Consider the following 21,109-nt stretch of genomic DNA (forward strand, 5'->3'; position numbering starts at 1 on the left):
TGAACCATCGTCCCAGACGTATTCTGAACTATCTTCGCCCATGCGATTACTACCGATGCATGGCGTAACAGCCTAGACCACTATCAAGAATTCGTTATCATCGTTGCACTTGACTTGAAAATTGAGGAAGACTTTTAAAGTCTCGTACTACAGTCAGCTGGACAAGCGTTGGGCTGGTAAGCAGTACGGTAGCTATAACTTTGGTAAGACCGGTTGTGGTCAGGCTTCGATTGCGATGATCATTTCAGGCTTTGGAAAGCGTGTCACCCCGAACATGGCGGCGGATTATTCTCACAAATATGGGTCCTTTGACAACCATGGGGAGGTCGGTTCCGCAGAGTCAGATCTGACGATGGTCGCTGATCACTACGGGGTGAACTGGCACGTGATGGGTTCCGCAGGCGAGCTTTCCAAGTATCTGGCAATGGGATACCCCGCGACGGTGTGCCTGGATCTCGGTGGCGGCGTTCGCCATATTGTTGTTTTGTCTGGCTATGCTGCTGGCGGCTATACCAATGTCAGTGATCCATGGAGCGGGTTGTTGTTTAGCGGTCGGCATACGGTGGCGGAAGTGTGGCACAAGCTCTCTTGGAAAGCGGACAATCGAAACAAGGGAGCTTCAGCTGCAGTCGTCTACATCGGCAAATAACTGCCTTCTAACAGCGGTAAAACATCAGAACACGAGTTTAGCTATTTTGGCTTGACGGGATGAGACGTGTAGGCTTGGTACATGATTTCTATCTGGCTGTTAGTGGTGAATTTTAAATATTTGAATTTGTAAATATTTTAATGCGATGACATGTAAATCTAGCAGCGAGATCGTGAAAAAGGGCCCAAGAGACCTAACAAAGGAAAATTTGAGGGATTAGTTCTCTTTTTTTAATCAAATTCATGGTGTAAAATTCTGTTTAAATTGTCTATCAATTGGTTAGGTATGGGGGAGACTATGAGGAAAAAAATACTTGTACTGGCTAGCGTTGCTTTGGTGTTGGGTATGGGAATACCGGCAATGGCCGCGCCCTCGACAACGAAAGCCGATAGTACCACGTCGCCTCAGCCGTCAGGGGCTGATACTTCAGCACAGAGTCATTCTAGGGCGGGAGTGACGAGTGAAAGCAGTACCTCAAGCGTGGCTAAAACTAAGCAAACAGAAGTGCCCGCATCGACTCAGAACAACGAGGTTCCAGCAGAACCAGAACCGGTTGTGCGTTACACGACGCAAGTTCAGAATAAGGGTTGGTTGCCGACCGTGGTAGACGGGGCCATGTCCGGAACCACTGGGCAGAATCTCCGGATGGAGGCAATTAGGCTCTCGGTTGGACAGTTGCCCGAGGGGATGACTGGTGGTATTGCATATAGCGCTCATGTCCACAATGTTGGTTGGCAAAGCGAGGTTGGTAATGCTGCCACTGCAGGAACGGTTGGCAAAAGTTTACAGATGGAGGCAATCCGCATTCATCTCACGGGACAGCTGGCCGACGACTACTCAATTTATTACCGCGTGCACACTCAGAATATTGGTTGGACAGCATATGCGAAGGACAATGAAATCGCAGGCAGCATCGGGATGAACTGGCGCATGGAAGCCATTGAAGTCGTCCTGGTCAAGCATGGCCAGCTCGCGCCAACTGCGGCCGACTCGGTTGCGTTTAAGGTACTAAATATGCCAACCCTTTCATATCAGGCTCACACCAAAAATATTGGCTGGGGAGCTGCCCAGGCGGCGGGGCAGGTAGCTGGAACCATGGGGCGTTCGCTGCAGATGGAAGCCATGAAGATTTCTGCCAGTGAATTGGGAGAAGGCTTAACCGGTGGCTTGAGTTACCAAGCCCACGTTCAATTCAAGGGCTGGATGCCTTCAGTGTCGGAGGGTGAACAGGCCGGGACTACTGGTCTTGGCCTTCGCCAGGAAGCGTTCGCTGTATCGGGAACGGGGGCTATCAGTAAGTACTTCAACGTCTGGTACCAAGCATTTGTCCAAAATAAAGGTTGGATGGGCTGGACAAAAAACGGTCAATACGCAGGCACTACAGGGTTAGAGCTCAGACTGGAAGCAATTCGGGTGAAACTAGTCCCTAAAGGGGCGGCTGCGCCGGGTTCGACTGCGAATAGTTTCATTAAGAAAACTTCGGGTTGGCGCTCAGTTAATGGCCAGTTGAAGTACTATGATATCGAAAGTAAAAAATATACTAAGACATTTTCCCTCAAGTATTACAGTCAACTTGATAAGCAATGGTCTAGTAAGAGTTATGGGGGTTATAAATTTGGTCCCACCGGTTGTGGTCAGGCATCAATCGCGATGATTATCTCGGGTTTTGGAACTGCGGTGACGCCAACGATGGCTGCAGATTACTCGTACGCCCATGGTACCTTCGACAAGGGTGGTCCCGGCTCGCTTGAATCTGATATGACAATGGTTGCAGAGCACTTTGGCATCAACTGGCATGTGATGGGCTCCGCAGGGGAGCTGTCCAAGTGCCTTGCAATGGGCTATCCCGCCACTGTGTGTTTAAACGTCGGGAGCAGCGTGCGGCATATCGTTGTCTTGTCGGGATACTCCGCTGGCGGTTACACCAATGTCAGTGATCCTTGGAATGGCCTGATTTTTAGTGGTCGACACAAGGTCTCTGAAATCTGGGGAAAACTTTCCTGGTTAGCAGGCAACCGGAACAAGGGAGCTTCGGCTGCAGTTGTCTACTATGGTGACATGTACATCGGATCGTAACAGGAGGTAACATGAAAAAGCATAAGTGGTTTATGGGCATTTTAAGTGGGTTAATGGTCTTGACGCTGGCTGGTTGTGGTATTGGACACTCTGGGACCAGAACGCAAAGCGCAAAGCAGACCAGTAGTGAACCCCAAAAAAGTAACGCCAAAAGTGGCACGCAAAGCAGCAAGAGCAGCAGCAAGGCCACTGATCAATCTTCAACCGCGCAGGCCGCATCTTCCAGTGCCCTGAGTAAGCTAGTTCCCGCGACGCAAGCAGCCATTGACACGTGGCGGGCCAACGCCGGTGATACCTATGCCAAAGGGATTGTGACTGTTATGTCACCTAATACTCTGGTTGTGACCATGACTCTAAAGGAGAAAATGGCGGATGTCGATCTCGGCGTTTTGAAGACCGTACTGGTGAAGGGTGTCGCACCTGCGGTTGAGCAAGCCCGCAAGCAAGAGCCGGGCGTTCAATTCCAAGTACGTTTGCTCAATCCTGACGGAAGTGTGGTTGTTCAGACGCAGGTGACTGATGAAGCCCTCAAGACGGTAACCGAATAGCGAGCATATCTCAAAAAATCCTGAGTCAATTGACTCAGGATTTTCTGGTTTGAAGGCACTTAATAGCGATGTGTTCGTATCTCTCGTCGGAGGCATTCCGGTAGAAATATCGCATTCCTAAGCCTTTTTTCAGTCAATTATTTAAGCCAGCTATCTTTGTCAAGTCCCAGATAGGCTTTAAACATTTCAAGATTCTCTTTGGTTGTTAGTTTGATATTCATATCTGATCCGGCCGCGAAGTACAATCTTTCACCGAGCTCAACCATCATGGTGTTTGTGTAAGAAGAGCCGTGAATACCGATGCCTTTTTTGAAGGCTTCATGGTATGCCCAATCAAGTTTTTTGAATTTATAGGCCTGAGGCGTGGAAACCCGGCGAAGTGTCTCCCGTGGGATGTATTTTGTTGTTGAAATTTCATCATCAATCACGAATATTTGCTCATTATAAGGCATTGATGTGACCGCATTACCATATTTCTGAGCTTTCACGATAACATCTGTTAAGACATCTGCGTCGACAAGGGGACGGACGCCATCGTGAATGATGATGGTATCATCATCAGCCGCTTTGTCTTCCAAGTTGTAAACACCATTTCGAATAGACTCCTGGCCACTCTCTCCGCCTGTAACAATCCACTTAAGTTTTGTGATGTTAAATTGCCGTGCGTAGGCTTCGACAACATTCTGCCAACCATCGATACATACGACTTCGATGGCGTCAATTTGAGGATGTTTTTGAAAGCTTTCCAGGGTGTAGACAAGAACCGGTTTATCATACACATTGATAAACTGTTTAGGAATTTCCTGGCCCATTCGATGCCCTGAACCGCCAGCAATAATGACTGCAATATTCACGTGATATACCTCCTGAGTAAAAGACGCGTTGTTTTGATTCCATTATAACCTATTTTGCCCGGTTGCTTAGCTTGTGTGGAATTTTTAAGGTTTGTGATGCATGGTGATTCCGGTATACTCTTTGGTCATTCGAGGGACATTAGTTATTAAATTCTGATTTTATTGAAGTGCCAGGGCCGAGTATAATACGATGGTAGACAAGAATAGTGAAGAGGAGACAAGCAAAATGAAAGTTAGAAAGGCAGTTATTCCGGCAGCGGGTTTGGGGACTCGATTTTTACCGGCCACAAAGGCGTTGGCGAAAGAAATGCTTCCGATTGTCGACAAGCCAACGATACAATTCATCGTTGAGGAAGCTAAAGCTAGCGGCATTGAAGACGTTCTCATCATTGAAGGAAAGAATAAACGGTCGATTGAGGATCATTTCGACTCTGCTCCCGAGTTAGAGCAGAACCTCGAAGCAAAGGGTAAAACGGAGATGCTCAATTTAGTTACTTCCACGACGAATATTGGCGTCAATTTGTTTTTTGTGCGTCAGCCTTATCCTAACGGTCTTGGAGATGCGGTGAGGTTGGCCAAGTCTTTCATTAATGATGAGCCTTTTGTTGTTATGCTTGGTGATGATTTAATGATGGATGCAGAGCCACTAACCAAGCAACTGATTGAGGAATACGAGCACACCCATTCCTCCATTCTGGCAGTTAAGCGAGTTCCTCACGAACAAGTCTCTGAATATGGGGTCATCGATCCTGAATCAGAAATCCGGCCTGGATTATACAATGTCAAAAAATTTGTCGAAAAGCCGGCTATCAAAGATGCTCCCAGCGATCTTGCCATCATTGGTAGGTATCTGCTAACTCCGGAAATTTTTGATATTTTGGACCATCAAAAACCTGGCAAAGGAAACGAAGTTCAGTTGACCGATGCAATCGATACCCTAAACCGAACCCAGCGTGTTTTTGCTCATGAGTTTACAGGACAGCGCTTTGATGTCGGAAATAAGTTTGGGTTTGTCGAAACAACCATTGAGTATGGGTTGACGCATCCTGAAGTGAAGGACAAACTGCGAAGCTATATTCTCAACCTTGCAGAGCGTATTAAGGCCGATTCCACTGATAAAAAGCATAAATAATCTTTGTTCCTCTTCAGTCAGATTTTTAATAGTCCCCACTCATATTTTTGAATTTCTCACAGTCCACTCTACTTGGAGCGGACTTTTTTCATATTGGTGATGTCAGAGAAAATTAATATTTGTATTAACCTATTCGTTTTTGGCTCGTTATCGAGTAAACTTCAGTTATCAGGTATGAAGGTTGAGGGGTAGTCATGAGACAGAGGCCACAAAGAAAAATTCACCCGCTGTTGAAAGTCATTTTCTTGCTTTTTTTGACTTTGTTGTTTCTTGCTGGTAGCTATGGTGTTCGGTTATTTTCACAAACGAAGATGGCTGCCCATAAAACCTATGACAATAAAGTCGTCAAGAAAAAATATGTCAACTTAGCAGAACGTAAACCTTTCACTGCCCTTCTTCTTGGCACTGATACAGGAGCGCTTGGACGCAGTGAAAAGGGCAGGACGGATACAATGATTCTTGTCACTGTTAATCCGAAGGTAAAGCGAACCACAATGATTAGTATCCCGCGCGATACACTAAGCCACGTTGAAAGTGAAATCTATACTGGCTCAACTAAAATTAATGCTCAGTATACTTACAACGATGTCAAAGGTGCGGTCGACGCTGTTACCACCCTCGTTAACGTTCCAATCAACTACTATGCCTTGGTGAACATGAGCGGATTGGAGCAGATTGTGAATGCGGTCGGCGGGGTTGATGTTAATGTCAAGTTCTCATGGTCGGATGCATCCGCTCACGGCAGTTTTACGAAGGGTCCTGCTCATCTGAACGGGCAGCAAGCCTTGGCCTATGCTCGAATGCGGCATCAAGATCCACAAGGTGACTATGGTCGACAGCAGAGGCAGCAGGAAATCATTGCTTCAATTGCGAAACAGGCTCTATCGGCGAAGAGTTTAAGCAACTACTCAGATCTGATGGCGTCGATGTCCGCAAATCTTAAAACCAATCTGAGTTTTGATGAGTTGGTACGCATTGCCAATAGCTATCGCTCCTCATTTAAGACAGTGAAGACTGACAGACTGATGGGTCTTGGCGCCACCATCAACGCGGCTTCTTACCAAGTTCCGTCAACTGCTGAGTTGCAGCGGGTCTCCAATCTGGCCCGTGGTGAGCTTGGGTTGTCGAGTACGACACTGGACAACTACAACACCAAGGAAAATGCGCTTAATGCACAAAATGGATTCAACTGGAATAGCGACAGCAATCCGCGTTATCTTCTTTACTAAATCCCACTGAATCATAAACGCTGAGCTGGTCAAATCTGATCAGCTCAGCGTTTTTTCATTTCTGCCTATTTCAGGATGGCTTTATCAGCACCGCAATCAGCACCACCACCATCACTGCCGAAATCAGCCCCAGCCCCGTCCTAAGCCGTCCTTTCGGCACTACTCGCCACACAATCGCCGTCAGCACCACCACTGCCACTAACGCCAGTCCTGCTTGCATCATCACACTCATCCGCTAACCTCCTACGCCAAGGCGTGCAAGGTCACGGTGGTGCGCCGTTCAAACGGGGCGCCTGGCATCAAGGTGAACAGCGGCGTGACTGGCCGAATGGCAACGGCGGTGTGCGGGGCGCCGGTGATGCCATTGAAATAGTTCTGCTCATTCAGATGCGCGAAGGTGTCCACTACCAGACCAGGGCCTTCGGTGTTGATACTGAGTGCCCAATCATTCGCGGTCAAGGTTGCCATGGTCGCTTCGGTGCTGAGGGTTTTGGCCGGCAGGGGCACCGGCTCGGCGTCGAGGCGAAGGCGCTGATCCATGACGCTTTGGGCTGGATCACCGGTTAAAGCATAGGCGACGTTGAGTTTGGGCCGCAGCTGCACTTTGGTGTCCGTTTCGATGTGCCAATCAATGGTCCAGCGGTTGCGATTGTCCAGCGTGTGGACCAAGGCCACGGCGCGGCTGCCGGGCAGGCCGTCTTGACCATCTCCGAGCTGAAGGGAGAATTTGACGCTCACATGGTCTTCGGCTTCTTCGGTTTCGGCGTCCCAGTTCCAGTTTTGCCAGCCGGTGCGGCCAGAATTTAGCGGCTGGTCGCCGTTTGCGCCGGCAATCGGGCCGATGGTGGCGCCGAAGAGTTCACTGTCTTCGGCGTAATCCTGAAAAGTGATGAAGCCAATGGTCAGGTTGGGATTCATCCCAGCGCGATTGGGCAGGCGCACTTGCTGCACCCGGGCACCGAAGGTAATGAAGTTCAGGGTCATGTCATGATCATTTTGCAGCGAATACTGCATAATTTTTTCGTCGTTAACGCGGTAAAAGACTTTTGAGGTAATTTTCACTGTGAGCGCTTCCTTCCATATCCGCTTCAATCGTACCGAACCGAAGCCTAAGATTCAATGAAAATCCGGCCCGCGCGGTGTCCTGCGCGGCGCGGGTTTGGTAGGATAGATAGGACTAAGAGGAAAAGGTGATTGGTTGAAAGTACTGAAGGAAAAACTGCAGGGGTTCATGAGGCGGCTGTACTGGTGGCTGACCGTGCTGTTTGGGTTGGCGCTGGTCTACGCCTTCTTCGGGCGGGGCTATTTGCATACTTGGCAGCAGCAGCTCGACTTGGTGGCTTTTGCCGCCATTGTGGCCTGGGCCGCGATTAATGCGGCCTTGATTTACCGGCGGCATTTTCACTTCAGGGATCTCCAGTTGGAGAATGTGGATGCCATGGAAGGCGAGGAATTCGAACAATTTTGCGTCTACCTGCTTAAGCGCAATGGCTTCAAGCATTTGCAAACCACCAAGGCCTCAGGCGACCAAGGCATCGACATTATCGGCGTCAAAAAGAAAAAGCAGGTGGGGTTCCAGTGCAAGCGCTACACCGGTCAAGTCGGCAACAAGGCGGTGCAAGAGGCTTGGAGCGGTCAAGCTTTCTACAAGCTCGATGAGGCGATGGTGCTGACAAATTCGGAATTCACCGATGCCGCCAAGGAACTGGCCGAGCAGCTAGGCGTGACCTTAATTGACCGGCCGCGTTTGAAGCGATTGATGCGGCGGCTACCAAGCTAAGCGAAAGGAAGTAAGCGTGTGTTCTCACCGATTTTAGGCTTAAAAGCCGGCACGACGGCGCAGCAGGTGACGGACCGGCTGCAACACCAGCCGCAAGTGTTTGAATTTTTCCTGACGCCGGAAGACTTCACCGCTGCCGGGTGGGCCAATCTGGAAGTGCAAGTGGCGCGGGTGCAAGCCAGCGGGGCGCGCATCGTGTTCCATCACCCGATGCGGTATCAGGATAAGCGCAATGAACTATGCGTCAATCAGGCGCTGCACCCTGAGCAGTATGCCTTTGTGATGACCACGGCCAGGCGGCTCATTGCGTTGAGCAAGCAGGTTGACGGCCTGACGCTAGTGCATGGTGGCTATAATCAAAAAGGCTATGATTTCATCGGCGATTGGCCGAGCTTAGCTCAAGCCCAAGCCGTGGTGCTGGGGCGGATGTGTGAGCTGAATGCCGAGGCGGCAGGGCATGTGGTGTTTGAAAATAGCATCAGCCCGATTTGCGCCTTCGGGGATGCGGCGATGGAAGCCCAATTGCTGGCGCTACGCTTGCCGCTGGCGTATGATATCAGCCATGCCTTCATTTATTTGCATGGGAACAATGACGCCTTGGTAGCGAGTCTGAAGCGCCTGGCGCCGCTGATTCGCCATTACCATCTGGTGGATTCCATGGGTCAGACGCATGATAGTCTGCCCCTGGGGACCGGCCGTGTTGATTGGGCTCGGGTATTACCAGTCCTGAATCCGAGCGCCAGCAGTATTTACGAAATCAATTTAAGCGATCAAACAGACTGCCGCGAAATGCTAGCGAGCCACACCTACCTCAAGCAGGTGGCGCAGCGGCTCAGTTAACTACTAGCACCCCGGCGACTTCTTGAAAACCAAACACAGGCCGCAAAGCGGCGTCATCTTGGATATAGAGATAACGCAGCCGACGGTCTTTTTGGTCCAGCAGTACGGCAAACTCCCACAGCTGGAGGGCCCTGCCTGGGCCTGGCACCAAAATCAGTTGCGGCTGTTCTTGGTGTTCAGCAGTGTGGATTTTGGCCACGGTGGCGTTGCCGGCGGCAGTGCGGAGCTGGACATTAGTTTTGCGGTTGTAGTCTTGCATCAAGGCGAGTAAATCAATCACGCGCATGTGGCCACCTTCTTTCTAGCTCTATCATACCTGATAGGTGCTAAATTGTAAGATTTCTTAAGGGCAAAGCTTCCGGCGGCGCCAACACGGTATAATAATGTCCAAGATTAGACAGCGCGTGGCGCTGTTTTCAGCAGGAGGGAAACCATGACGGAAGTTGTCATTCTCAGTGCCGCCCGCACCCCCATCGGCAAATTCGGCGGGGCGTTGGCCGGGGTGTCGGCAGTGGAACTGGGCGCCATTGCGGCCAAAGCGGCCATTCAGCGCGCCGGCATTGCCCCAGAGCGGCTCGACCAGGCGATTTTTGGTAATGTATTGCAAGCCAATTCAGGGCAGAACGTGGCCCGGCAAATCGCCCTCAAGGCGGGCCTGACCACGGATAGCACTGCGATGACCATCAATGAAGTGTGTGGCTCAGGGCTCAAGGCGGTGCGTCTGGGGCAGAGCGCAATTTTGCTAGGGGACGCCGATGCCGTGTTGGTAGGCGGGACCGAGAACATGAGCCAGGCGCCATTTTATGCCCCGCAGCAGCGCTTTGGCCATAAGTTCGGGGATGTGACCTTCGTGGATGGTTTGGCCCGAGACGGTCTTTCTGATGCCTTCACGGGCCTGCCGATGGGCGTCACCGCCGAGAACGTGGCGGAGCAATTCAGCGTCACCCGCGAGCAGCAGGACCGGTTTGCCTTGGCGTCGCACCAAAAAGCGGTGTCAGCGCAGCAAGCCGGTGCTTTTGATGCTGAAATTACACCGGTCACGGTGACTACGCGTAAAGGGGATATTGTGGTGGCGGCGGATGAAGGTCTGCGGCCAGATACCGACCTGACCAAACTTGGTAAGCTGAAGCCAGCCTTTAAACCTGAAGGTACGGTAACGGCAGGGAATGCGAGTGGGATCAATGATGGCGCCGCGGCCTTGATTTTGATGCGCAAGGATTTGGCAGATGCGCAAGGGCTACCGTATTTGGCCGTGATTGATGGCTACAACGAAGGCGGCATCGATCCGAACTTCATGGGCTACGCCCCGAAACGCGTGATTGAAAAGCTGCTGAAGCGGACAGCAACCGCAATGAACGGCATTGACCTGATTGAAATCAACGAGGCATTTGCCGCCCAAAGCATCGCGGTGGCTAAGGAACTAGAGCTTGATCAAAGCAAACTGAACGTCAACGGCGGGGCGATTGCGTTAGGCCATCCGCTTGGGGCGTCTGGGGCCCGGGTGCTGACGACTTTGCTGTACGCGTTGCGCGCGCGTGAAGCCCAAACCGGGATCGCGGCGCTGTGCGTTGGCGGCGGCATCGGCGTGGCCATGCAGGTGAGCCGGCCATGACCAAGTTCTATGAACTGACAACCGGCGAGCGCCTGCAACAACTGGTAGCAGAAGGCAGTTTGAGTCCTGAAGACGCTGCCCTGCTGCAACAAGCCACGGCGCTACCTGATGACGTGGCCAGTCATCTGAGCGAAAATCAAATTGGGCAATTTAGCTTGCCCCTGGGGCTGGTGCGCGATTTGCCAGTCAACGGGATCATGCGTCAGGTGGCGATGGCTACTGAAGAACCGTCAGTGGTCGCCGCTGCCAGCAACGGCGCCCGCCTTGCCGGCCTAAATGGCGGCGTCAAAGCCACTGCCGCGCCGCATCGCGTGGTGGCGGAAGTGGTCTTCGCTGACCTCTCAGATTTAACTGCGGCCCAGGGTGTGCTCAAGGCGCATGAAGCGGAGCTTTTTCAAGTGGCGGAGGCGGCACACCCGTCCATTGTGAAGCGCGGCGGCGGTCTGAAGCAGGTCACGACCACGGTGGTGGACCGATTTTTGAAACTGCGCCTGGTAATCGATCCGAGCCAGGCGATGGGCGCCAATATCAGCAACACCATTGCTGAAGCAGTGGCGGCCGCGGCCGGCGCGTGGCTGGATCAGCCATCATTGGTGGCGATTTTGACCAACGCCAGTGCCCAGCTGACCACGGCGACCGTGACGCTGGCTCCGGCGACCCTAGCCACCAAGCACGAGGCTGGCGCCGTGATTGCCCGCCGCATTGCCGCGTTAAGCGACCTGGCGCAGGTGGATCCTGAGCGGGCCGCGACGCATAACAAAGGCATCATGAATGGCATTGAAGCGGCGGTGCTGGCGACTGGCAACGACACCCGCGCCGTGGCCGCAGCGGTGAGTGCTTACAGTCAAGGCCGGCCGCTTAGCACCTGGAGGTTGGTCGACGGCCAATTACAGGGGCAAATTAGCCTGCCGCTCCCGGTTGGCGTGGTAGGCGGCGCCATTAGCGCCTTGCCGTTGGCGGCGGTCACACTGCGGCTGGGTGGGTTCCAGACGGTGGCCACGCTGCAAGAAGCCTTGGCGGCGTTGGGCCTGGTTCAGAACCTGGCCGCGCTGCGGGCTTTGGCTGGGCCTGGCATTCAAGCCGGTCACATGGCGCTGCAGGCCAACGCGTTGGCGATGGCGGCTGGCGCGCAAGGCGAGGAAATTACGCAGGTGGCTGCGGCCCTTCAAGGCAAGCGCAAAGAACTGGCGGCGGCCAAGCAGCTACTGACACAGCTAAGAACGAAAGCGGGGAAAAACCAGTGAAAATTGGCATCGACCAAATCGGCCTGGACACGCCGGACTTTTTTATCGACTTACGCGAACTGGCCACCGCGCGCAGCGTGGACCCTGACAAGTTCACCATCGGCATCGGCCAGGACCAGCAAGCTGTCGCCCCAAGCAGCCAAGATGCGGTGACCATGGGCGCTGCTGCCGCTCAAAGCTTGCTTGGCGCAATTGACCGCGAGCAGTTAGGTCTAGTGGTGCTGGGCACTGAAAGCGGCGTGGATGCCAGCAAGGCGGGCGCGTTGCAGATTATTCGCTTGCTTGGCCTGCCGGCACATGTGCGGGCGCTTGAAATTAAGGAAGCCTGCTACGGTGGTACCGCTGGGTTGATGATGGCGCGCGATTATGTCGCTGCGCATCCGAAGAAGCAGGCGCTGGTGATAGCGGCGGACGTGGCGCGCTACGGGCTGGGCACAGCCGGTGAAGTAACCCAAGGTGCCGGAGCGGTGGCGATGCTGGTCAAGGCTGATCCCCGGATTCTGGTGATCAATGACGATTCCGTCGTGCATGCCGAAGATATCGGCGATTTCTGGCGGCCGGTGTACACGGACCAGGCGCTGGCCCGCGGAAAGTACTCCACTGAGCAATATCTGCGCTTTTTTGACCTCGTTTGGCAACAGTACCAGGCTGAAACCGGCCTGACGCTGAACGATTTCACCGCGCTGACTTTCCACTTGCCTTACACGAAAATGGGCCTCAAAGCCCTGCGGCAAGTGTTGCCAAGTGTCGATGCGACCAAGCAGGCGGCGCTACTGAAGCATTTTGACCAGAGCATTCAGTACAGTCGGCGGATTGGCAATATCTATACCGGCTCGCTGTACCTGGGGCTGTTGTCGCTGCTCGAGCTGGATCATTTACCGGCTGGCAGTCGGCTGGGACTCTTCTCCTACGGCTCCGGCGCAGTGGGCGAGTTCTTCTCTGCCGAGTTGGTGCCAGGCTATGAGCAGGCTCTAAGGCCCGCTGCGCATGCTGAACTGCTTGATGAGCGCCGGCAGCTGTCGATTACCGAGTATGAGGCGGTGTTTAATGACGCCGTGCCATACGCCAAGGCTGATTACCAAAGCAATCCTGCCTACTATGCCGGCCCATTCGTGCTGACTGGCGTGCAGGGACAAGAACGGCAGTATCAATTGAATCCGAACGCTTAACCAAGTCTCGCTGCGGCGAGGCTTTTTGCGTGGGAGCGCTTTGTTAGGCGTCATCATAAGGCTTGTGCTACATTGGAATTAGTTAGGAAAATGAAATAGCCACTTGTTTTTTGTAAGTAGTCGGGTATACTGATGTTGTTAGAACTTTTAAAAAGTAAGTAAAAATGCTGGAGGCGAGCGTATGACAAAGATTAATGCAGCAGACGCAGGTTTAAAGGTCATCGAAAGTTGGGGGGTGCATAACATTTATGGTCTGCCGGGCGGTTCGTTCGACTCGACCATGAATGCACTGCACAACCGCAAAGATACCATCAAGTACATTCAAGTGCGCCACGAAGAAGTCGGCGCTTTAGCCGCCGTGGGTGAAGCTAAGGTCACCGGTAAAATCGGGGTTACCTTTGGCTCCGCTGGTCCTGGTGCCGTGCACCTGCTGAACGGCCTTTATGATGCCCAGTGGGATCATGTGCCAGTTTTGGCCTTGGTCGGTCAGGTGCCAACCAGTGCCATGAACACCAACTACTTCCAAGAAATGAACGAAAACCCCATGTTCGCGGACGTTTCCGTATATAACCGCACCGTCATGACCGCAGAACAGCTCCCGGCCGTGATCGATGATGCGATTGCGCAAGCCTATGCCAAAAACGGGGTTGCGGTGGTCACGATTCCTAAGGACCTCGGCTGGCAAGAAATCGAGGACAACTATGTTTCTCGCGCCGGCAACTTCCAGAAGCCGATTTTGCCAGAACCACCGGCAGATAAGATTGCCGAAGCCGCTAAGTTGTTAACTGATGCTAAGCATCCTCTGATTTACATCGGGACTGGTGCGCGCGGGGCCCGGGACGAAGTGATCGCTTTGTCTGAAAAGTTGCATGCCCCAATCATGACTTCTGCTTTGGGCAAAGGCGTGGTGCCAGATTCTTACAAGGCGAATATGGGCTCGGCCGGCCGTGTTGCCAGCAAGCCTGGCGTTGAAGTGGCCGGCCAAGCTGACGCCGTGCTGTTCCTCGGCTCCGACATGCCGTTCCAGGCTTACTTCATTCAGCCGAATGCCAAGTACATCCAAGTCGATATTGATGGCGCCAAGTTCGGTCGCCGTCACTATGTGGATGTCGCGATTTTAGCTGATGCCAAGAAGACCGCTCAGGCTTTGATCAATGCCATCGACCAGCAGCCAGAAACTGGCTGGTACCGGGCAGCCCTTAAGAACAAGAAAAACTGGGTTGACTGGATGGTCTCATTTGAAGACGATGACGAAACGCCACTGCGCGTAGAACCTGTTTTCAAGCAAATCAATGACATGGCCACTGACGACGCGATTTTCCAAGTGGATGTCGGCAACGTCACCATCAACGGCATGCGCTACCTGAAGGCGGATCAGCGTCAGCAGTTCACCACCAGTGGCTGGTACGCCACCATGGGCTACGCTTTGCCAGCAGCGATTGGCGCCCAAACCGAGTTTCCCAATCGCCAAGTCTGGTCGATTTCAGGGGACGGTGGTTTCGCCATGGTGATGCAAGATGTGCTCACCCAAGTGAAGTACCAGATGCCAATCATCAATGTCATTTTGACCAACGAGTCTTTGGGCTTCATCGAAGCGGAGCAAGACGACACCCAGCAGCCACACTCAGGGGTTGATTTGATCGACGCCGACTATGCGTCCGCTTCAGCAGCGCTTGGCGCTACCGGCTTTGAGGTGCACACCTTGGCCGAATTGAAGGACGCCTTTGCCAAGGCCAAGGACGCCAAAGGGCCAGTGGTCATCGACGTGAAGATTTCCGACTTGCGGCCCCTGCCAGTTGAACAACTGGTACTGGACAAGAAGACCCAGGATCCAGCGGCCGTTGACGCCTTCGTTAAGAAGTATCATGCCGAAAGCCTCATTCCGTTCCGTCAGATTCTGGAAGACGAAGAAAAGTAATTGAAGCTTGATCAAGCACTGCCGACTTCTCCGTTGGCAGTGCTTTTTTGCGTTGAACCAAGCAAAAGGCCCTCATGCTGTGATGAGGGCCAAACAATTAAGCTTGATACGCGAGGGTCGCCTTCACCAGTTCCTCAACGGTGGTGTAAATTCCGCCGTTGAGTTTGATGAGGCCAACCGTGTACAGGTTGAGGTAGTGGAACTGGTTTTCGGCCACGGTTTGCAGCGCGGCCAATTTCTGTTGATTGGTCGCGCCAAGGCGCCGGGAGTCGGTGTACAGGCCCAGAATCGGAATGTGCTTGGCGTAGGCGACGCCGATTTCCGAGGCAACGCCCACGTCAATGGTGGGGCCATCAAGAATGGCAATCATTAAATCGGCGGCGAGCACCTGCTCCGTGTCGGCTTGGGCAATCATTTTGGCATCAGCATAGGCATTTTTGTCATTGATGGCCGCGTTTTCCTGCGGCAGATAAATGTCCAAGCTCGGCGCGGCCTGGCGCAGCTGGGCCACCACCTGAGCGTTGAAGTCAAAGTCGGCTTGACTGAACAGGGCATTGGCAAAATAGATCTTCATCAAGGGGCCTCCTAACGGCGGGTGAACTTCACCACCGCTTCGCAGCGGGCGGTTTGCGGGAACATGTCAACGGATTGAATGTAATCGACCTGATAGCGCTTGGTTAAGGCCACCAAATCGCGCGCTAGCGTCGACGGGTTACAAGAGATGTAGACGAATTGCTTGGGGGCGGCTTTGAGCAAGGCCTGAATGAAGACCGGCTCCAGCCCACCCCGGGGCGGATCGACAATCAACGCATCGGGCTTGAAGCCTTGCGCCAGCCATTGTGGGAACAGGGCCTCAGCCGTGCCGACTTCGTAGTGCGCGTTCGTGATGCCATTTTGCTTGGCGTTGTAATTGGCCGCTGTCACTGCTTCAGGGATGATTTCCATGCCGCGCACGGTTTTGGCTTGATCCGCCAAACTCAGCCCAATTGTGCCAATGCCGGCGTAAGCGTCTACCAAGGTGGCTTGCGGCGTTAAGGCGAGAGCTTTCAGCGCCTCTTGGTAAAGAATTTCAGTTTGCTCTGGATTCAGCTGTAAAAAGGCCTGCGGCGACACCGCGAAGTCGCGGCCTAGCAGCCGTTCAGTGATGTAAGGCTGACCCGCCAGCAAGGTGGTTTTGGCTCCCCAAATTAAAGAGGTGGTGCCGGGGTTGAGGTTCTGCGAAATAGACACCACCATCGGCAGTTCCTTAGCGATGCGCTCCAGCAGCTGCGAGTGATGTGGGAGTTTGGCTGAGTTGGTGATGAAGGTGACTTGCACCTCGCCGGTAGCCACGGATTCACGGACCACCAAGGTTTTGACGATGCCGCTGTGGTGCGCTTCGTCGTAAATCGGCACCTGCAAATCCTCAAGCATGCCGCACAAGGCGGTGATGACTTGCATCGTCAGCGGCCGCTGGGTGGCAAAAGTGGTGAGCGGAATCAGTCGGTGGGAGTTCGGGGCATACAGACCGGCGCGGACGTGACCGTCAATGATGCGCACCGGAAATTGCGCCTTATTGCGATAATGCAGCGGGTGCGCGGCGCCAATGGTGGGGCGCAGGTCGTAGTGCTGCCAGTCGCTGGGTTTGTATTTCGCCAGGCTTTGGGCCACCACATCACGCTTGAAATTCAGCTGCGCCGGGTAGGCCAGGTGATTGAGCTCGACGCCGCCAATTTGGCCGAACAAGGGCTCGCTGGGGGTGACCCGATCCGGGGAGGCTTGTTTGATGCGATGCGTGGTGGCTTCCAGATAGCGTTCATGCACCGCAGTGACTTCGGCAACCACCACTTCCTGCGGCAAGGCGCCGGTGACAAAGGTGATTTTACGTTTGTAATAGCCAATGCCGCGGCCGTTGATGTCGAGGCGCTTAATGGTCAACGGGAACCGCTGACCGACTTGAACCGTATTTTCCATGCTGCACTTCCTTTGCGTTCAGTATACAGAAATTGGCACGCTTTCTCCATGTCGGGTATAATCACCTGCAGGGGGGATGACCGGTGAAAATCTACTTTAACAATAATAATCAAGGCAAAATCAAAGCCTTCATTACCCACAACGGCGAGCTGCATGAACTGGAACCGGGCCAAACGCTGGAACTCAAGGTGAAGCGCGGTGAGCAAGTGACCTACAAAGTGGGCCGCTTGTCGGCGGAGCACACGATTGACTATCAATCCACCGATGCGGAATTCGAAATTACGCAAAACCGGGTGCTGCTGTATGCCTATTTGGCGGCGTTGGTCGTGATTTTGGTGGGGCTGTGGTACCTCAAGAACATTTCCAACACCATTTTAACCATCGTGGTGATTGTTGGGCTGGTGATTTTTGAAGCGTTCAATTACTTCAACGGTTACCAAGCACATCCTGTGCACCGAGGCTAGCCGATGAAGTGGCTGAATGGCAATGCGTTTTTGGTGATTTTGTTGGTGTTGCTGGCCTTTGGCATCGCCGGCTATCTGCTGAAAAACGTCGTGGTGCTTCTGCTATTATTTGTGGCGGTCGTCGCCTTAATCATCGCTAAAGTGCTGACCAGACCACGCTAAAACAGACGTCGCAGATAAAACGCGGCGTCTGTTTTTTACTGATGAACGATGCGGGGTTTGATTTGGGATAAGCGGCTGAGCAGGTTGAAGAAGTCGTCATCCGCGACTTCAGGCTGCCAATGAATCACCGTGACCTGCTTGAGCCGCTCAGGGCTGTAATAGTCCTTGAGCACTTGCGGCACGGACAAACTGGTGATGATCACATCGGGCAAGACATTGTGCGCCGGTGATACCAGGTCGATGAAGGTGAGGGCGTTCAAGAAACTGTGCAAATCCCGACTCATGAAAGTGCCGGCATCGACGATCACCGCCACTTTAAGCTGATGATCGGCGTTGAGGCCCGGAAAGGCCGGGGCGAGCAGAATATACAGCACTTGATACATGGAGGTGTAATAGTCTGCCAAAGCCCCAACCTGGCTGCGGTCGAGATGGTCGAAGTAGGTTTTGATCAAAGACGGCAGGCGACCACTTTCGGCGAGGTCGCGATTGAGATCCATAAAGTCCAGCCGCTTGGCAAAATCACCTTGCAGCGTCAGATAAGTGTCCGCCATGCGGTGGAGATTGACGTTGAGCATCGCCAGTTGGCTTTCTTCTTGCCGGTCAGCCGGCGGGCATTGGGCCTGCAGATAGCTGATGAGGCCATGGGCGAAATGATGGGCGCAGGTGTCAGGTTTATCCAACACGCGCATCACGGCTTGATCGCGTGCACTGACGGTGTGGCTGAGCGAAATGAAGTGCCAGCGGGTGAAGTCGTAGAAGTTGCGTTCACATTGGCGCTGCATAGCTGTTAGTGGCGGTAAGCCTTCAGCTGGGAAATCAGTGCCTGGGGCCCGGAACTCGGCGAATAAATCGGGAATGCGTTCCGGCACCGCCAGAATGTGACCTTGCTCAATGCGCATGGCCTGCACTGCCAGGAGCAGTAGATCTTGCTTCATTGACGTGGTAGGCGGGCCAAATAGCTGGTCTTGGCCTTGGGTTAAGTAGAGGTAGCGCTGGTTAGCAGCTTGAAAAGCGCGTTCGCTAAACGGCCAGCCAACCCCGCGGTAAGCCATCTTGTAGAACGTCAGAATCAGCATCCGCGCTTTGAGCTCATCACCTTCTAGCGCCCAGGTGCTGGTATTAAGTCGCAGGCCTTTGCTGGTTAAGTAGCGCTTGAAAGGGGCAATCCGGCGGCGTAAGGTAGAAATACTGAGACCCCAATCGTTGCAAAATTGATGGACATCTGGGGTGCTCTGGCGAAAGGCATAGTCAAAGAAGCGAAAGGCCATCGAATCGCTCAGCAGAAAATACCGATAGTCATCCACAGTGACATCGGCGCTGAGCCGGGCATATTCGGTTTCGTTCAGCGGACCGGAGCCATGGGCGTTTTTCGCTTGCAACGCCGTCATGATATCTTGGAAGGCATTGTAGGCTTGTGAGTAGCTTAACTTAGCTTCCAGACTCAAGCGGTTAATGGTGAAGCTTTCGTGTTGGCGAGCCTTGAGCAGCCGAAAAACATGGTAATTCGTCTGGGTGTGTTTGTCATAGAAATAAGCTTCAAACATCCGGTCCGCCCCCTCACGATTAGATTTAAGTCTTTTACTCAGTATACCATAGCGAATTAATTATTTTGTGAACAAGACGAGGTTGAACGCATGCAAACGATCACAAAAATTACGGCCCAAAAACGCCGCGGCCGCTACAACATCTTCTTAGACGACAAATATGCCTTCCCGGTGAGCGAAAGTACGCTGATCAAATTCCGCTTAGCCAAAGGGCTGGAGCTGGAGCCGGCGCAGATGGCGGCCATCAAGAACGAGGAAGTGGCTGCGGTGGCCAAGGCGACGGCACTGAATTATATAAGCCATCAAATGCGCACCGTGCATGAAGTGCGTCAGCGTTTGCGTGAAGACGAAGTGCCAGAGGATGTGATTACGCAAACCACCGACCAGCTGAAAACTCTACACCTACTTGACGATAGTTTATACGCCGATACGCTTGTGCGCGATAATCTCGCCATGGGAGAACGGGGGCCGCGCCAAGTCGAACAACGCCTGCGCACCAAAGGCATTCATGAACGGCTGGCGGCTGCGGCCGTCGCCCAAGTGACCCCGGCGCAATGGGCCGAAGTGGCGCTGCGGGTGGCCCAAAAAACCGCTCGCCGCACCACGCGCCGGGCCTTTAATGATCAGCAGAATAAAATCCGCTTGGCCTTGATGCAAAAAGGTTTCACCACTGACCAGACGACTGCCGCGCTGGCGAGCTTAGCCCTTGATCGTGATGACGAGGCTGAGGCAGGCCTGCTGGAGCGAGAAGCGGCCAAGCAGTGGCGCCTTAAACGCAAATACGAGGGGTATGAGCGGACGCAGCGGGTGCGCTTGGCGCTGCTGCGCAAAGGGTTCCAGAATGATGCGATTGATGAAGTGCTGCACCGGTTAGCGCAGGAGGACGACTGATGGCCAACATTCAAGCCGTGGCGCGACTGGCGGGTACTTCCCGGTCGACCGTTTCGCGGGTCATCAGTGGCAATCCGCATGTTAGTCCAGCTGCGAAAGCCAAGGTGCTGGCCGCGATTAAGCAACTCGGCTATGTCCCGAATTCTTTGGCGCGACAAATGCGGGCCCAAAAATCCCATACCATTGGCCTGCTGACGGCCGGTTACTTTCCCACGCTGGGCGATTTTCTGAATGAATTCGCCCAATCTGCGCAGCAGTACGGCTATCACGTTAACGTGTATGTCACCCGCAATGCCGAGGAAGAACGGGCGGTGCTGGCCAATCTGGAAACGCATTTGCTGGATGCGGTGTATTTGATGACGCAGTTCAATGACTGGCCGGTGATCGAACAATATGCCCAGTTCGGACCAATCGCGACCTGGCGCCGCCTGGATTCACCGGTGATCTATTCGTCATACGTGGATCACTACCCCGTGTATCTGGAAATTTTAGCCTATCTGGCGGCCAAGCACTTCACGCGCATTGGTCATGTGTTGAGCGCGCCTAGCAGCACGAATACTAAGGCCCGGCTGCGGGCGATTCAGACTTTTGCCCAAGCCCAACCGACCATTGATCAAAGCTGGCAGGTGTTTAGCCCAGTTCAAGCCGGCGCTGGCATCAAAGCGGCTCAGCAGTGGCTCGCCGATGACCAGCGGCCGCCAGCGGTAATCATCTACTCGGATTATGTCGCGGCCGATTTTATCGCGACCTTGCGCCAAGCCGGCAAAACTGTCCCGCGCGACTGCCAGGTGTTCGGCTTCGATAATTCCGCCTTTGGTCGTGTCATGGGCCTGACGACCATTGACCCCAAGCTGGGCCAGCAAGCGCAAAACGCTTTTGCTTATCTGTACAATCAGTTGCATAAGCAGCAGCTCCCCATTACCCCCATCACACCAGTTATCGTGCGGCGAGAGAGTTGTTAAGGCCAAGCCGAATCGCAAAAGATTCGGTTTTTTTGATGGCGATGGCTTGACGTGGGATCAATCCCACGCGGTAGGGTGAAAG

The 21,109-nt window shown here is 53.4% G+C and carries 22 protein-coding genes; 15 read left to right on the plus strand and 7 right to left on the minus strand.

What is annotated here, in order from left to right; all coding sequences use genetic code 11:
- The first annotated feature begins 121 nt into the window (after positions 1 to 121).
- From AAA927_RS04495 to AAA927_RS04505, 3 genes are all read left to right on the plus strand, one after another.
- Positions 122 to 649 carry a C39 family peptidase gene (locus tag AAA927_RS04495; RefSeq protein WP_338216139.1) on the plus strand — a complete coding sequence of 176 codons (528 nt, stop codon included), beginning with the start codon at positions 122 to 124 and terminating at the stop codon, positions 647 to 649.
- A 480-nt stretch (positions 650 to 1,129) separates the two neighbouring features.
- Positions 1,130 to 2,725, plus strand: coding sequence for a C39 family peptidase (locus tag AAA927_RS04500; RefSeq protein ID WP_338216141.1), 1,596 nt, complete (start codon positions 1,130 to 1,132; stop codon positions 2,723 to 2,725).
- An 11-nt stretch (positions 2,726 to 2,736) separates the two neighbouring features.
- Complete coding sequence (locus AAA927_RS04505) at positions 2,737 to 3,273, plus strand: hypothetical protein (RefSeq protein WP_338216142.1); 537 nt, start codon at positions 2,737 to 2,739, stop codon at positions 3,271 to 3,273.
- Positions 3,274 to 3,410: 137 nt separating this feature from the next.
- On the opposite strand, the gene AAA927_RS04510 is transcribed toward AAA927_RS04505, so the two are convergent.
- Complete coding sequence (locus tag AAA927_RS04510) at positions 3,411 to 4,127, minus strand: IspD/TarI family cytidylyltransferase (protein ID WP_338216144.1); 717 nt, start codon at positions 4,125 to 4,127, stop codon at positions 3,411 to 3,413.
- Positions 4,128 to 4,353: 226 nt separating this feature from the next.
- Here AAA927_RS04510 and galU point away from each other — a divergent pair, with 226 nt between their 5' ends.
- The gene (gene galU / locus AAA927_RS04515) at positions 4,354 to 5,259 is read left to right on the plus strand and encodes a UTP--glucose-1-phosphate uridylyltransferase GalU (RefSeq protein ID WP_338216145.1); all 906 of its coding nucleotides are present in this window, start codon (positions 4,354 to 4,356) and stop codon (positions 5,257 to 5,259) included.
- 194 nt (positions 5,260 to 5,453) lie between these two features.
- A complete protein-coding gene (locus AAA927_RS04520) occupies positions 5,454 to 6,488 on the plus strand; it encodes an LCP family protein (RefSeq protein WP_338216146.1) in 1,035 nt (344 codons plus the stop codon).
- 70 nt (positions 6,489 to 6,558) lie between these two features.
- On the opposite strand, the gene AAA927_RS04525 is transcribed toward AAA927_RS04520, so the two are convergent.
- Positions 6,559 to 6,720 (minus strand): hypothetical protein, encoded by a 162-nt coding sequence (locus AAA927_RS04525; protein WP_338216147.1) that lies wholly within the window; start codon positions 6,718 to 6,720, stop codon positions 6,559 to 6,561.
- An 11-nt stretch (positions 6,721 to 6,731) separates the two neighbouring features.
- Complete coding sequence (locus AAA927_RS04530; protein WP_338216148.1) at positions 6,732 to 7,550, minus strand: aldose epimerase family protein; 819 nt, start codon at positions 7,548 to 7,550, stop codon at positions 6,732 to 6,734.
- Between the two features lie 157 nt (positions 7,551 to 7,707).
- Between AAA927_RS04530 and AAA927_RS04535 the strand changes: the two genes are divergently transcribed.
- Complete coding sequence (locus AAA927_RS04535; protein WP_338216406.1) at positions 7,708 to 8,268, plus strand: restriction endonuclease; 561 nt, start codon at positions 7,708 to 7,710, stop codon at positions 8,266 to 8,268.
- Between the two features lie 18 nt (positions 8,269 to 8,286).
- Entirely contained in the window at positions 8,287 to 9,108 is an 822-nt protein-coding gene (locus AAA927_RS04540) for a sugar phosphate isomerase/epimerase family protein (RefSeq protein WP_338216149.1), read from the plus strand.
- Here AAA927_RS04540 and AAA927_RS04545 read toward each other — a convergent pair.
- Positions 9,101 to 9,394, minus strand: coding sequence for a hypothetical protein (locus AAA927_RS04545; protein ID WP_338216150.1), 294 nt, complete (start codon positions 9,392 to 9,394; stop codon positions 9,101 to 9,103). The two genes, AAA927_RS04540 and AAA927_RS04545, sit on opposite strands and share 8 nt — an antisense overlap.
- Before the next feature lie 147 nt (positions 9,395 to 9,541).
- On the opposite strand from AAA927_RS04545, the gene AAA927_RS04550 reads away from it, so the two are divergent.
- The 4 genes from AAA927_RS04550 to spxB all read left to right on the plus strand — a co-directional run bounded on the left by AAA927_RS04550 (position 9,542) and on the right by spxB (position 15,051).
- Positions 9,542 to 10,720: an acetyl-CoA C-acetyltransferase gene (locus tag AAA927_RS04550; protein WP_338216151.1), complete on the plus strand. Its 1,179-nt coding sequence runs from the start codon at positions 9,542 to 9,544 to the stop codon at positions 10,718 to 10,720.
- The gene (locus tag AAA927_RS04555; protein WP_338216152.1) at positions 10,717 to 11,964 is read left to right on the plus strand and encodes a hydroxymethylglutaryl-coenzyme A reductase family protein; all 1,248 of its coding nucleotides are present in this window, start codon (positions 10,717 to 10,719) and stop codon (positions 11,962 to 11,964) included. The genes AAA927_RS04550 and AAA927_RS04555 overlap by 4 nt, the downstream gene beginning before the upstream one ends.
- Positions 11,961 to 13,133, plus strand: a complete 1,173-nt coding sequence (locus tag AAA927_RS04560) for a hydroxymethylglutaryl-CoA synthase (RefSeq protein WP_338216153.1) — start codon at positions 11,961 to 11,963, stop codon at positions 13,131 to 13,133. Before AAA927_RS04555 ends, AAA927_RS04560 begins: the two co-directional genes overlap by 4 nt.
- Before the next feature lie 181 nt (positions 13,134 to 13,314).
- Positions 13,315 to 15,051 (plus strand): pyruvate oxidase, encoded by a 1,737-nt coding sequence (gene spxB, locus AAA927_RS04565; protein ID WP_338216154.1) that lies wholly within the window; start codon positions 13,315 to 13,317, stop codon positions 15,049 to 15,051.
- Positions 15,052 to 15,148: 97 nt separating this feature from the next.
- On the opposite strand, the gene AAA927_RS04570 is transcribed toward spxB, so the two are convergent.
- Entirely contained in the window at positions 15,149 to 15,625 is a 477-nt protein-coding gene (locus AAA927_RS04570) for a nucleoside 2-deoxyribosyltransferase (RefSeq protein ID WP_338216155.1), read from the minus strand.
- Between the two features lie 11 nt (positions 15,626 to 15,636).
- Positions 15,637 to 17,004 (minus strand): 23S rRNA (uracil(1939)-C(5))-methyltransferase RlmD, encoded by a 1,368-nt coding sequence (rlmD, locus tag AAA927_RS04575; protein WP_338216156.1) that lies wholly within the window; start codon positions 17,002 to 17,004, stop codon positions 15,637 to 15,639.
- Positions 17,005 to 17,087: 83 nt separating this feature from the next.
- Here rlmD and AAA927_RS04580 point away from each other — a divergent pair, with 83 nt between their 5' ends.
- Together AAA927_RS04580 and AAA927_RS04585 are read left to right on the plus strand one after the other, a co-directional pair.
- Positions 17,088 to 17,468: a hypothetical protein gene (locus AAA927_RS04580; RefSeq protein WP_338216157.1), complete on the plus strand. Its 381-nt coding sequence runs from the start codon at positions 17,088 to 17,090 to the stop codon at positions 17,466 to 17,468.
- A gap of 3 nt (positions 17,469 to 17,471) precedes the next feature.
- Positions 17,472 to 17,630 (plus strand): hypothetical protein, encoded by a 159-nt coding sequence (locus AAA927_RS04585; protein WP_204118150.1) that lies wholly within the window; start codon positions 17,472 to 17,474, stop codon positions 17,628 to 17,630.
- A gap of 35 nt (positions 17,631 to 17,665) precedes the next feature.
- Here the strand turns inward: AAA927_RS04585 and AAA927_RS04590 are convergent, their stop codons facing one another.
- A complete protein-coding gene (locus AAA927_RS04590) occupies positions 17,666 to 19,174 on the minus strand; it encodes a helix-turn-helix domain-containing protein (protein ID WP_338216160.1) in 1,509 nt (502 codons plus the stop codon).
- A 90-nt stretch (positions 19,175 to 19,264) separates the two neighbouring features.
- Between AAA927_RS04590 and recX the strand changes: the two genes are divergently transcribed.
- Both recX and AAA927_RS04600 read left to right on the plus strand, forming a co-directional pair.
- A complete protein-coding gene (recX, locus tag AAA927_RS04595) occupies positions 19,265 to 20,065 on the plus strand; it encodes a recombination regulator RecX (protein ID WP_338216162.1) in 801 nt (266 codons plus the stop codon).
- Entirely contained in the window at positions 20,065 to 21,027 is a 963-nt protein-coding gene (locus AAA927_RS04600; protein WP_338216164.1) for a LacI family DNA-binding transcriptional regulator, read from the plus strand. The genes recX and AAA927_RS04600 overlap by 1 nt, the downstream gene beginning before the upstream one ends.
- Positions 21,028 to 21,109 lie beyond the last annotated feature (82 nt).

The sequence above is a fragment of the Lacticaseibacillus salsurivasis genome, from assembly GCF_036246225.1.
Lineage (GTDB): Bacteria > Bacillota > Bacilli > Lactobacillales > Lactobacillaceae > Lacticaseibacillus > Lacticaseibacillus salsurivasis.